We start from the raw sequence: 13,168 nt of genomic DNA on the forward strand, positions 1-13,168 counted from the left end.
AGAAAGAGAAGAAGAATAAAAAATAGAGCAAATTTTTCAGTCAAGCAAATTTCTTTATGAACTTTTTTATATCCTCGTCTTGCCAGCCGTCTATTAATTCCCGGACAGCAGCATCTCTTACAAATTCATCTTTTTCCTTAAGGGCTATCTCCTTAATAAGGGGAAGAGTGCCGGAGTCCGCATGCCAGATTTTTGCAAGTTCCTGAACTGCAGTAATCCGTACAAAATTATCGCTGTCATTAAGCAACCTATCCTTTACGAGGTGAAGTGTTTCCGGCTTTTTATGCCAGGTTTTTGCAAGCTCTTCCATGGCATTTTTCCGGACCGAATAATGTTCGTCAGAAACAGCTTTATCCATGATCAGTTCAAAGGTCCCGGGCTCTTCAGGCCATAAGGAAGCGAGCAGGCTGACTGCAATTCCCCTGACCATGTTGTCCTCATCGTGAATGCACCTGTCCCTGATAAAATCCAGAATTTCAGGCTCATTCCGCCAGCCGTTTGCAAGTTCCTGGATCGCAACCCCCCTTATGGAATAATGGTCATCCTTAACTGCCCTTTCCTTAATAAAGGGAAGGATATCTTCTCTGGAAGGCCATTTCTCTGCCAGTTCCTGCAAAGCTACACTCCTTACAGCATAGTGCTCGTCATCCAGGGCTTTATCCATGAGCAGCTGAAGGACGGCAGGTTCTGTACTCCAGTATTTTGCAACGTTCTGGACTGCAATAGCCCTGGCAAAACTGTCTTTTTCTTTTACAACCCTATCTGTAATAAAACTCAGACTGCAACAGCTTTTACCCCAGCACCTGGAAAGCTCCTGAAGAGCCACACTCCGGACGAATTTATCTCCCGCATTCTCGGCCCAGTCCCTCAATAGCTCAGGAATTTCAGGCAAATGCTTCCAGTTTTCTGCAAGCTCTTTTACAGCAGCTCTTCGGACCTCATAATTGCAGTCTTCGATAGCTCTTTCCCGGAGAAGAGGCAGAGTTTCCGGGTTTCCCTTCCAGAACCTTGCCAGCTCCTGAAGTGCAGCCTTTCGAACTGAATAATGGCTGTCCTCAACAGCCCGCTCTTTAATGAATTCAAAAATATCTTCGTTTTCACTGTAATTTATTGCAAGGGTAAGAAGAGCTTCACGTCTAACCACATGATCCTTTTCTCTTACTGCCCGAGCTTTAAGTAACTCCAGAGACCTAAAAGAAATTGCCTCTTTATCGTCAGGATCTCCGGGGGGAAGAGATGTAACACTTTCAGGCATTTCTTTCCACCTACTTCTTTTCTACCACCAATTCAATATCTACCGAAATATGATAAACCTGATTAATATATTCACATTTGTTATTTAAATTATACATAAAAAAATTATTGAATTAAAAGCCTCATATAAAAAAATTAAAATCAGCAATAAAGCATATTCGCCAATTTGCCCTGCGATTATTTTTGATTTAGGAGCAGTTGAAAATAAATCTTTTGGAATTTTCAACCCTGTATTAAAAAAGAAATTCGCAAAGATGAAGGGTTCAGGCTGTTTCAGTTTCCGCATATCTGGGATCACATTACCGGTTCGGCTTCCTTAAAAGCCTTACCTGACCTGGTCGAATTTCAATTTGACTTACTCAAAACTTTACTTGATATGGTTAAAGTTTGATTTCACTTACTCAAAACCTTACCTGACTTCTTTGGAGCTTGGCTTACTTTACGCTTGATTTGACTTTTCTAGGGCAGTGATAGATCAATTTAATATATCACCGGAAACATCATCATAAATATAATTTATAGAGAGAAACGGAGAGATTATTCTAAAAGACTTTACTGAAAGCAATTATAGCAGGTTGTCTCATAACCATTTTAAATTGTACAATTGGGTAATACCCATTTCAATTTTTATTTCATTTCAACAATGAGAGATAATTTTCATGGGTCAACATAGAGTATTTGTTATTCTCGCTCGAATTCCCCCTTTATTCCATCCTTTACTTCCTCCTCCAACTATCATTTTCAGCATACTTTTCAGGTTTTTCCCTTCTCTTTTTATAAAGTCTGCTATTTTCTTTATATTATGTACAGTACACATCATAACAAATTCAATTCCTGTCTTCCTTTTCCCTCTCAATAAGAATTCTCTGAACCCTCTATCCTGTTTCATCTGACCAAACACAGGTTCTACGGTAGACATTCTTTTCTGATACTTTTCCGTCCCCTTCTCTGTGTTCAGTTTATCCCTCATATCCTCCATCAAATGTTCCCTAGGATCTCTTGTTATTGTCCTTTTTCCGCTCTTAGAGTCTATCCGAAAAGTATTTTACTTACGATTTAGGGTAATGTTTTGTAGTGACAAAACGAAAAACGGGACACGACTACGAGATCTCTGATGAATTGTGGACTAAAATAAAAGCTTTACTGCCATTGCCCAAACCTAAAAAGAAGGCTGGAAGACCGCGAGAGGATGATCGGAAAATAATGAATGGCATTTTCTACCTCCTTCGTACAGGTTGCCAATGGAAAGCGTTGCCAAGATGTTATGGAGTGCCAGGTACTGTACATGATAGATTTCAGGAATGGCAAATATCAGGCTTATTTGAGAAAATATGGCAATTAGGTCTGCTGGATTATGATGATGAAGAAGGGCTAGAGTGGGAATGGCAAGCTATTGATGGAGCTATGACAAAAGCACCATTGGGTGGAGCTGGAACAGGAGCAAATCCTACTGATCGTGGCAAAAAAGGTACAAAAAGGAGTCTGTTAACAGACGGAAAAGGTATACCGCTTTCTGTTGTTGTGGATGGTGCCAATCGTCACGATAAAATGCTTGTGAAAGGGACTCTTGATGCCATTATTATTGAAAGACCTTCGCATAAAGTAACTCAGAATATATGCATGGATAAAGGATATGATTATCCGGATATCAGACAATTGGTTGATGATTACGGATATACTGCTCATATCAGGAAACGTGGAGAAGAAAACATAAGAATAGATATACCAGGTTACAGGGCAAGAAGATGGGTCGTGGAAAGGACACATTCTTGGCTGAATAGATTCAGGAGGCTGCTGATTAGATGGGAAAAGAAGATTGAGAATTATCTCGCAATGCTACATTTAGCATGCGCATGGATAACTTTCAGAGCAGCGGGACTTTTCGGATAGGCTCTTAGTACATGCATTTTTCAGCACACACTGAGAACAGTAGCTACATACATAATACCTTAAATCAGGTTCACCTTTCCTCTTTTGTATTCTTGTAAAGGGGATTTCAAATGCAGCAGGACAATAATAGCAGTCTTTTTCTTCATCGTATGTAAAAAGAGACTTCCTGAACTTCCTGGTTTTTCCTTCTTTTTCAGCTTTATAGAAATTGTCAGGAATATAAGCATCAATGCCTTCTTCCTGTAAAAATTCCAGATTCTCATATGAGAAATAACCTGCATCTGCAAGTACTATTGTTGGTTTATATCCCAGTGTGTTTTTTACATTCTGTATCATTGGTTCTATTTGATGAAGGTCGTTTTCTTCGTTGACAACGTCTGCTGCAACGATTATTTGCTCTTTTTCATCAACAGCAACCTGACAATTGTAGGAAGGTTTCTTGCTTCCATCTTTATGCTTCATAATTCGAGCATCGTTATCTGTGATGTTTATTTTTTTCAGCTTTTCTTCATCAAGCTTCTTCTTAGCAGCTTTTATTTTTTCCAGTCTTTTCTTCTTGTCAACAAGCTCTTCTGGAATCTGAGATGGTGTTGAGTCACCATAAATTTCAGCTTCATGTTTATCTGTCTCAATACTCTCTTTGAGTATCTTATCTATTTCTTTTTCGAGAGCATCCGAACTCTTGCTCTGTCTTGATGAAGCATTTGCCTTAACCTTTGTTCCGTCAATTGAGATACTGGAACCAATCATATCCATTTCTTTACAAAATGTGACAACCTGGGAAAAGATTTCTTTTATAGGGCCAAGATGAGTTGAACGGAATCGACAAATCGTATGAAAATCAGGTTTTTGCATGGCTGCCAGATACATAAATGCAGTATCAGTTTGAGTCATTTGTTGCAGTTTACGTGAACTTCTAATGCCTATAAGGTAACCATAAAGTAATATTTTTAAAAGAGGTCTTGGATGATAGGCTGGGCAGCCTTCCTTAGAGTAAGTGGATTCAATAGCAGTGATATCAACGACATCTACGATGTCGTTTAGTACTCTGGCGATATGGTTTTCAGGAACAAAATCTTCCAGGTCTAACGGAAGTAAAAACTGCTGCTTTTGATCGTACTTTCGAAACATGGGAAACACTGGAATTTGTTTTGTAAAAAAGATAAAGATTACGGGTTTCTGACCCAAATGTATGATAGAGTATAGTTTTGAGACAACCTGTGATGTAGAGTTTTATATTTTTATATAAAATTTTTGCTGACTCAGTCCCAAAATCTAGTGATAAAAGTAAGTGTAACATCACTACACAAAATTATAATCCTATAATTATGTAATGATGTTACGGCAGAAGCAATGGTGACTATAAATCTTACACTTAATAACTTTTCTGAGCTCCATGCTCTCTTAGACGTTTTTGGTTGTTTTGGAAACGATTATGAATATACTACACGAGGAATTTTTCGTAGAAAAATTCCTCCCGTCTGTTCAATTTGTAATACTCCAATGGTTCATAATGGCTATAATCCCCATACCAAAGACGGTCTTGGGAAAATCAACATTGGTCGGTATAAATGCTCAAACTGTGGTAGTACACACGAAGAAGATTATAGTTTTTGGGAAGATATGAAGACTTTACTTTTTGATACATTCAATGATTTTTTCCAGTTACTCAGATACCATAACGTTTCATATGATGGAATTTCTGATCTAATGGATTTCATATATCCAAGATCAAGAAGCACGATTTTTAGAGCATTCTACAAAGAAATGGAACAGGAAACTATTCCATATTCAGAAAATATACATATGGTGCATTATGACGAACAACATCCAAAAGAAGGAAGATGTCAGAAATACCGTTTAACTTTACTGGATGCAAAAGCTCAAAGAACGATAGCAGATGAACTTTTCAAAGATAAGAGTCCAGAAACCATCAAGAAATTTCTAAAGAAAAATCTTGATGCATCAGAGCCAGTGTTTATCGTTACGGATTTTGATAAGAGATACCCTGATATATTAAAGGAAATTTTTAGGGATAAGTTAGTCCATCAATATTGTTTGATGCATTTAAATAAGCTTATTGTTAATGATTTTCCAAAGAACACAACGATAGAACAGGAACTTTTGAAGTACAGGTTATTAAGTATATTTTATAATAGAGAGAATGAGATTAAATTTCTGCAAAAACTTCAATCTGAAGAACTCAACGTAATTAATAACAAAGAAAAGCATCAAGAATGGATTAAAAAAGCAAAAAAGGAATTTTGCCAGTATAGACATAAATTAAAGCTTGAAATCAAAAGAAAAAAGGAAAATCTTCCACGTAATAGTCTTGAAAAAGCAAAATATAACTTTGATAAATTAATGGAAAATATAAGAACATATGATGAAAAGGTTCAAAAACGATTGTGGATGATCAATAAACACTGGTTAAATCTTACTTTGTTCCATTATCTTCCAGGAGCGCCAGCGACAAATAACCCTATCGAAAGCTATTATTCAAAAAGTCTAAAAACGGATAACAAGAAGAAGTTTAGAACTGACAAAGGAATTGAAAATCGGATTAAACTTACTCAGATGAGAAGATTAAATTTACTTAAGAAACCACAAAAGTCATTTATGGAATTGTTCAGATTATTTTCTCCATTTAAGCTTTAGTAATATCTATTTTTGAGAGAGTAGTTCAGAATGACATAGCGGAGCGTGTCGATTTTAGTCAATAGGTTCAGTGAAAAATTACAGAAGTAAAAGAATTCTTTGGCAGAAACACCAAAAAAATTGTTTCTCAAGGGTTATATTACAGTTTATTTAGGAAGTTAGCAGAGAAATTGAAGTCTAAAGGATGGAAAAAAATGAGAAATCACTAAATTATGGAATTGTGTCCAGATCAGTACCAAAAATTAAAATACAATATATGAAAATATTTTATAGAGAGTTAGATAAAATATTTCAAAAAGATGATGACGTAAAATTCACATTTATTAGTTATTTTTAGACAAAGTATAAGTTATATTGTAATTGTTATTGGTGAGATCTACCGGGGGCAAAGCCCACAACACATACAAAATATAATATTTCTGTTTAACAATTATATATAAAAAATAAATATATATTAATGGTTGGAAATGTTGGTTAAATCATAAATCTACGCAGCAAAAAATGTACGTTTCCTTTGTCCAGATCCGATGTAATCAGCATCAAAGTTAAGGAAGGTAACCATGACTAAAAAGATTGCTTCGATTGTATTAGTTGCCGTTTTTGTTTTCTCTACGTTCTCAACGGCTGCTCTTGCGGCAGATGAAGTGGAGTGGGTGGAGAAAAAGAATGATGCAAAACTTTATTGGGGGGATACGATAACCGTAGACGGTTACGAAATAAAAGCAGAGGATTTCAACGAAGATAAGATGGTCTTCGTTTCGATTTCAAGGGACGGGGAAAAATTAAAGACTGCTCCTTTAACGGCAGGGATGGAATTTGAATATGAAGACGAGATAAAGGTTTATGTCCAGAAAGTGGATCCAAACTATGAAGTCATCAAAAAGAACGGAAAAGAGTTCAAGACCGGAAACTGGGATCCTTATGCTGAACTGGATATTCTAATTAGAGGGAAACCGAATTTTGACATAGATGTTGACACCGAAAAAGATACATACGACTCTAAATCTACAGGGGATGGCAGAATCGATGTGTCGATAACGGTTAAAAATGACGGAGATGCTAAGGCTGAAAACGTTGCGTTGACTGTTGATACTGCCGGACTGGAAGTGCTCAGTGGAAAAACGAAGTATACGTACACAAAAATTCTTAAAGATGAGACTGTTGAGCCTATTACTCTCACACTGAAAACGCCTACTCCCTGGGAAGATACAGATTTCAAAATAATCGCAAAAACTACATGTGAGGACATTAAGGATAACAAATATGAACATTCAGGTTCCAAAACAATAAAAATCGAAAAAAAATGGGACCTCATTGTTTCAAAGAGTGCTCCAAAACAGCGCCATATGGGAGAGCCGGTATATGTTTCAGTCACTGTTCGGAACGGGGGACTCTGTAACATAAATGATATCGTCCTTAAAGATTCGATCGTTTCCAACATGCATCTTCAGAAGGATACAACGCTTGAGAAGACGCTTTCTCTAAAATCTGGAGAAACAGCTGAGGATGTTTTTGAGTATACTCTCATTCCGGAAAAACCCGGAGAATTTACCTTCCCGAAAATCGTAGCTACTTTCACCCTTGCAAACGGGGAGAGTGAAATAGTGGAATCCGATAATTCGGAAAAGACAAAAATTTACGGGCCCCATATTGAAATTACGAAAACTGTTGATAAAAAGCAGTTAAATCCTGGAGACGAACTGACTGTAAAGGTTACTGCAAAGAACAGTGGAAATGTTGATGCAAGTGTAAAAGTAAGCGATACAGTACCTTCCGAAGCTAAACTTATAAGTGGAGAAACGAGCTTCAGCCAGGTTCTTGGAAGTGGCGGTGGCTCAAAGACCATCACCTACGTCCTGCAGATGAATAAAGAAGGGGAGATTGAGATCCCTGCCTGCAAAGCAAGTTTCCTGGACCTCGAAAAATATTCAGGAGAGGTCTACTCAGGGACTTCCGTAGTTAATGTGGGAACAACAATTACCCTTGAAGGAAGCAGTGCACAAACGGAAAGTTCAACCGCATCCAACCAGGAGAAAGAAGCTTCGAGCCAGGTGAGTACAGAGGGGACCGAAGAAGATTATGGAGATACCCCCGGATTTAGTTCCCTGCTTGCTGTAACGGGAATCCTGGCGGGAAAAGGGCTTCTGAGAATGAGACGTGTCTGAAAGGCTGAAAAAAGCTAAATAAGATTTCGGATGTTTCCGGGTTTTCCGGGAATCCGTTTTCTTCTAAGCTATTCTTTTTCGCCCTGGCTACCTCGCTTCTCGCACGGCTAAATTCCAGTATCTTCTTTCCTTAATTTTTCCTGAAAAATCCTCGGTCTACTTTTCTGTCTTTTTCTCCGGATAGTTCACTCTATACGCCCTGTAAACAAATTCATAATATTTCCCATCAGAGCCATATTGCTGCTATTCTGTTTTCTTGTGTTGAACGATGTTTTTCAGAGTTCCGGGAAGTATTCCCTTGAACAAGGAGGCATTTGTTCAGCGTATTATTTTTCTTAATCGCGATGTTGGTTTGTCGGTTATTTTTTATTGGTTGACGGCTGGCTCAGAATCAGTTGGGTGGAGGGAAAGAGAACTGGAATATTTCCTTTGGGATTACGGAATAGATCAGCCAATGATCGTACTGCCGGCTTATTAGAATAAAAAAGATAAAATTAATAATCAGAACGTAGAACTTCCATAAAACCGTTGAATAAAATAGAAAATCAGGTGCCTTACAAAGAGATCGCGAAAATATGCCTGCTAACAGAAGTAAAAGGAATCAAAACATGAAAGAACCCCAGAACCAGCTTAAAGCGAAAACCCTGATCCTGACCCATGGTGACTCTGACGGGATATGTTCGGGAGCAATTGCAAAAAGTGCCTATCCGGAAGCATATGTCTATTTCACGAGTCCTGTCAGTCTTCTCGACAAGTTAGATCTTATTGAAGACGTTGAAAATCTTATAATCTGCGATATTGCAATCGAGGAAAGGCGCAGTTTTGAACTCTATTCCGCACTCAATAAATTCGCGGAAGAATGCAACCTGTATTACATTGATCACCATCCGCTGCCGGAAGGATTTGGAAAAGAGGACTGGTTTTTTCACGATACGGGTGTATGTGCTTCTGAACTCACCTACAGGGTATTTGAAGGGCTCCTGAGCCAGGAAATGAGGAGAGTGGCAATCTACGGAGCTATAGGTGACTTCTGTGACAACACGCCCTGTGTAAGAAGCTGGGTCAGAGACTGGGATAAAAGGAGCCTATTTTTTCAGGCCGGGACCCTTATCCAGGCAATACTCTATAAAGGGAAAGACTATGATTTCAAAAGAATCCTGCTCGAGCCCCTCTCAAAAGATATGATTCCTTCAAATATTCCTGATCTGCTCGAATTTGCCCGGGAAGCTGCAATTAATGAAGAAAAAATTCGGCTTTTTGTCAAAGAAAACGTGAAAGTCCTGAAAAACAGTGCGTATATTGTAAATACAAATAACTCTATCTCAAAAGCAGCGATCTATGCAGCCTCCTATGGAAAGAGGGAAGTGGGAATTGCAGCCGAATACCGGGAGAAAAAGGGCGTTTACGACCTGAGCATTCGTTCCCGGGGTAAGGCTGACATAAACCGTCTCCTTCGTTCAATTGCTCCTAAGTTTGGAGGGAGTGGCGGAGGGCATCCTGTTGCAGCAGGAGCGCGTATTCCTGAAAATTCCCTTGAGGCTTTCCTCAGGGCTTTTGATAAAAAGCTCGGGGAAGCAAACGAGGTAAACTACAATGGAAACAAGTAAAACTGTACCTGAAAGCGGTATAAATCTCGAGATTATCTTTGTCGGGCGCTCTAATGTGGGCAAGTCCTCTCTTCTAAAGGAGCTCTTCGGGGCAAAAGTGAGGGTAGGAAAACGTCCGGGTGTCACATTACGCCCAACTCACGCCAGGATCTCCGACTTTCTCATTACGGATATGCCGGGTTTCGGCTTTATGAGCGGAGTAAAGGACCGGAAGCAGGATATTGTTAAAGATAAAACCGTCCACTATATTGAGGACAATGCCGAAAGGATCAAAATAGGGGTTCTTGTAGTAGACGGGCCTTCCTTCCCTGAAATAGTCGACCGTTGGGATTCAAGGGATCAGATCCCTATCGACGTTGAAATGTTTGATTTTCTGAGGGAAATCGGGATCGACACAATCGTTGCTGCAAACAAGATGGACAAAGTAAAAGCAGACGAGTATAACGATCTCCTTGACGAGGTCGCAGTTCGCCTCGGACTTGAACCTCCCTGGCAGAACTGGAAGCATATCATTGCTCCGATAAGTGCCAAAAAAGGAGATTTGAAAGCCTTAAAGGGCCTTCTCCGGGACAGGCTACATGAAATGAAAAGGGACGACCTGTTCAAATGTATTTGATTCCTGGCTCTGACCTGATATTAAACAGATCAGTTTTATTCTTTACTTCATTTACAGGTCAGTTTTAATTCTTTACTTAATCTTACAGATCAGTTTTGATTCTTTCCCTCAATAACGGTCTTTTGTTCTTTACTTCACCCCTTCCTTATGCTCACTTCTTTTCGTTACTTCTTTCTAAAAATTACAGATTAAAGTCTTTTTAATTGCTGACTGTAGACGCGCCCGATCCGCTGGATGGTATCGGCTTCTTCGGGGTCTTTATCGTCCCGGATGCGGATAAAGCGGGGGAAACGCAGTGCAAAGCCCGAGTCGTAGTTGGGGCTTTTCTGGATTTCCTCAAAAGCGATTTCCAGAACAACCTTCGGTCTTATAGCAAAGACTCCTCCGGCTTCTCCGCCTTCCATCAGGCCTGAGAGCATTTCCGTAAGTTCCTTCAACTGCTCATCGGTAAGCCCGGTGCCAACCTTGCCGACCTGCAGGAAGCGTGAGGTCTCGGGGTCGTAGCAGGCAACCGAATATGAACCGATCAGGTTTGCCCTGCGCCCGTAGCCCCATTCTGCTCCCACAACCACAAGGTCAAGAGTTTCCATAAGGGGTTTTTTCTTCAGCCAGTTTTTGCCGCGTTTGCCCGGGGAATATGCCGAGTTCGGGTTTTTGACCATGACACCTTCATGTCCGGCATTCAAAGCTTCCCTGTAGATCTTTTCCACAAGTTCGAGATCTCCGGTTATCACCTGCTCGTCCACAGAGATAGACTTTGAGTCTTCAACCGAGCTCTCCACACAGGACTCAAGAGCTTTTCGCCGTTCGACAAGAGGAAGATCGATCAGGGTCCTGCCGTTCAGGTACATAATGTCAAAGAGATTTAGCTGGATAGGAATTCCGAGAGCTTTTTCTTCCACATCGTATTTGCGCCTGAAGCGCTTAAGGATCTCCTGAAAAGCCCTGGGTTTTCCGTTTTCATCCACAGCTACGGCTTCCCCGTCAAGGATTGCGGACTCGGCCTTTACATGTTTCCGGATTATTTCAACAAGGTCAGGGAGGGAGTTTGTGACGTTTTCAAGCTTTCGGGAAAAAAGAGTAACCGAATTTCCATTCTTGTGGATCTGGACCCTTGCCCCATCGAATTTCCATTCAATTGCAGCTCCCTTCATGTCCCTTATATCGGCATCTATGTCCGGGCTGATCTGAGAGAGCATCATTTTTATTGGGCGATTAATCTCGATCCCCAAACTCTCAAGGGCTTCTATCCCGCCTTCCTTGGCAGCTGCAGCAACTATCCCCAGATCATTTGTGACCATGAAGGCATGTTCTACCTTATCCGAAGGGACGGAAAAGGCTCTGGCAATCGCATCCCGGACAACTCCTTCTCCTACTCCTATTCGGAGTTCTTCAAGGGCAAGCCTGGAAATGTACTTTGCTTCCCTTGGAGTTGAGGAATTAAAGAGGAACTGAAGGTTTTTGATTTTGAGTTCCTGAGAACCTTTTCCCGAGGCTTCGGAAGCTGTTTTGAACCGCTGGTAAACCTCAGTTATTGAAAGTTCCGGCTGCTCCTCAAGGAAAGAAGAAAATGTCACCTGATTTTTCCTTTTCTCCTTTAAAATAAGAAGTGCGGTTTCCCCGATATCTCCTGTGGTCCGGATAAGAGATTCTATACTTCTTACAGACATTCCGGAAGCCTTGGAGAGAGAACTATACAGCAGGCTTGTGCCGATCCCGAGTTGCTCTCCACTCCAGGCAGGGAAAACTTCACTCATGATAAAGTGAGTTGCAAGAGGCAGTTCTTCCACGTCAACCTTTTTGAGGAGGTCGGCAACTTTATTTGTGGTTTCAATAGTACTCGATATCTTTTCAATCGCCTGGCAGGTTTCTGCAAATTCCCTGAAGCTTGTCATGGTCCACGCAGCTTTTTCGTTTTATTTTTTCGGATTCTGGTCTCTAAACGTCGATATTCTCCAGTGATTACCGATCTCCGTAAATTGCAACAAAGTCACTGAGAATTGCACTTGCGGTTTCGATCGGGCCCGCACCTTTGCCCGTAACCGTGATCTCTCCGGCAAGTTCGGTGTCTATGGAAGCTACATTAAGGGTGCCTCTCACAGCAAGAGGATGGTTAATAGGCACAAGCCTTGGAGCAACCTGTATCCTTTCCCGGCTGACTTCTCCTATGAGCTTGATCACATGCCCTCTTTCGTAAGCCATTTCCAGGGCTTCGGGTGTGATTTTTGTGATTCCCGTAACCTCAACGTCCTTATATGTCACATCAAGCCCGAAAATTGCATTGGCAAGAATTACCAGCTTACAGGCGGTATCAATACCTTCGACATCGTATGTAGGGTCGGTTTCGGCAATTCCGAGTTCCATGGACTCGGCAAGAATATCCTTATAGCTTGCCCTTTCCTCGAGCATTCTGGTGAGGATATAGTTACAGGTTCCGTTAAGAATTCCCTTGATACTTCGGAGCCTATTTCCGGCAAGGACTTCGTTTGCCAGGTTAATGACGGGCATAGAGCCTCCGACGGTTGCTTCAAACCTGAAGTTTGACCCGGCTGCTTTTGCAGCTTTCGTAAGTTCTCTGTACTTCAGGGTAAGCGGGCCTTTATTTGAAGTAACAACATCCTTGCCTGTCTCGAAGGCTGCAAGCATATTCTGAAGCCCTGCGCCTCCTGTAACAATATTTGTAGGAGTGGTTTCTATTACCAGCTCATGGGATACGGACCTTATGACCTCGACTCCTGTGAGCTTTTCTATGGCAACCGTTCCCTTTGTCCTCTTGCGGGCAAGGCAATCAGCCAGATCCACTCCTGCAGGGTCAACAGTAGCCCCTTTCGAATCCACAACTGCAACAACGAGAACTTCCAGCCCGATACTTTTCAGATACTCTTTTTTCATAAGGAGTACCTCGGCTACACCCTGTCCAATTGCCCCAAATCCTAAAATGGAGCAGTGCACTGTTTTCATATTTTCAATTCTCCTTG

8 protein-coding genes and 2 pseudogenes are annotated in these 13,168 nt (G+C 40.8%); 5 read left to right on the plus strand and 5 right to left on the minus strand.

Features of this window, described 5'->3' with window-relative positions; genetic code table 11:
- Positions 1-40: 40 nt before the first annotated feature.
- Entirely contained in the window at positions 41-1,255 is a 1,215-nt protein-coding gene (locus tag MA_RS13325) for a HEAT repeat domain-containing protein (protein WP_011022528.1), read from the minus strand.
- A gap of 663 nt (positions 1,256-1,918) precedes the next feature.
- Positions 1,919-2,281 (minus strand): annotated as a pseudogene (locus MA_RS13335) (transposase); the annotation flags it as partial.
- Positions 2,282-2,328: 47 nt separating this feature from the next.
- Between MA_RS13335 and MA_RS13340 the strand changes: the two are divergent.
- On the plus strand, positions 2,329-3,144 hold the full coding sequence (locus tag MA_RS13340; protein WP_011022530.1) for an IS5 family transposase: 816 nt from the start codon (positions 2,329-2,331) through the stop codon (positions 3,142-3,144).
- On the opposite strand, the pseudogene MA_RS13345 reads toward MA_RS13340, so the two are convergent.
- Positions 3,145-4,275, minus strand: a pseudogene (locus MA_RS13345) (IS1182-like element ISMac1 family transposase); the annotation flags it as partial.
- A gap of 222 nt (positions 4,276-4,497) precedes the next feature.
- On the opposite strand from MA_RS13345, the gene MA_RS13350 reads away from it, so the two are divergent.
- The 4 genes from MA_RS13350 to engB all read left to right on the plus strand — a co-directional run bounded on the left by MA_RS13350 (position 4,498) and on the right by engB (position 10,190).
- Positions 4,498-5,802 carry an ISNCY-like element ISMac19 family transposase gene (locus MA_RS13350; protein ID WP_011022532.1) on the plus strand — a complete coding sequence of 435 codons (1,305 nt, stop codon included), beginning with the start codon at positions 4,498-4,500 and terminating at the stop codon, positions 5,800-5,802.
- Between the two features lie 560 nt (positions 5,803-6,362).
- Positions 6,363-7,967, plus strand: a complete 1,605-nt coding sequence (locus MA_RS13355) for a BatD family protein (RefSeq protein WP_011022533.1) — start codon at positions 6,363-6,365, stop codon at positions 7,965-7,967.
- Positions 7,968-8,575: 608 nt separating this feature from the next.
- Positions 8,576-9,574 carry a single-stranded-DNA-specific exonuclease RecJ gene (locus MA_RS13365; protein WP_048065440.1) on the plus strand — a complete coding sequence of 333 codons (999 nt, stop codon included), beginning with the start codon at positions 8,576-8,578 and terminating at the stop codon, positions 9,572-9,574.
- Positions 9,561-10,190, plus strand: coding sequence for a GTP-binding protein EngB (gene engB, locus MA_RS13370; protein ID WP_011022535.1), 630 nt, complete (start codon positions 9,561-9,563; stop codon positions 10,188-10,190). The genes MA_RS13365 and engB overlap by 14 nt, the downstream gene beginning before the upstream one ends.
- Positions 10,191-10,378: 188 nt before the next feature.
- Here engB and MA_RS13375 read toward each other — a convergent pair whose 3' ends face one another.
- On the minus strand, positions 10,379-12,085 hold the full coding sequence (locus MA_RS13375; RefSeq protein WP_011022536.1) for an ATP-dependent DNA ligase: 1,707 nt from the start codon (positions 12,083-12,085) through the stop codon (positions 10,379-10,381).
- Positions 12,086-12,152: 67 nt separating this feature from the next.
- Positions 12,153-13,160, minus strand: coding sequence for a homoserine dehydrogenase (locus tag MA_RS13380; protein WP_281085283.1), 1,008 nt, complete (start codon positions 13,158-13,160; stop codon positions 12,153-12,155).
- Positions 13,161-13,168 lie beyond the last annotated feature (8 nt).

The sequence above is a fragment of the Methanosarcina acetivorans C2A genome (genome assembly GCF_000007345.1).
Classification (GTDB): Archaea; Halobacteriota; Methanosarcinia; order Methanosarcinales; family Methanosarcinaceae; genus Methanosarcina; species Methanosarcina acetivorans.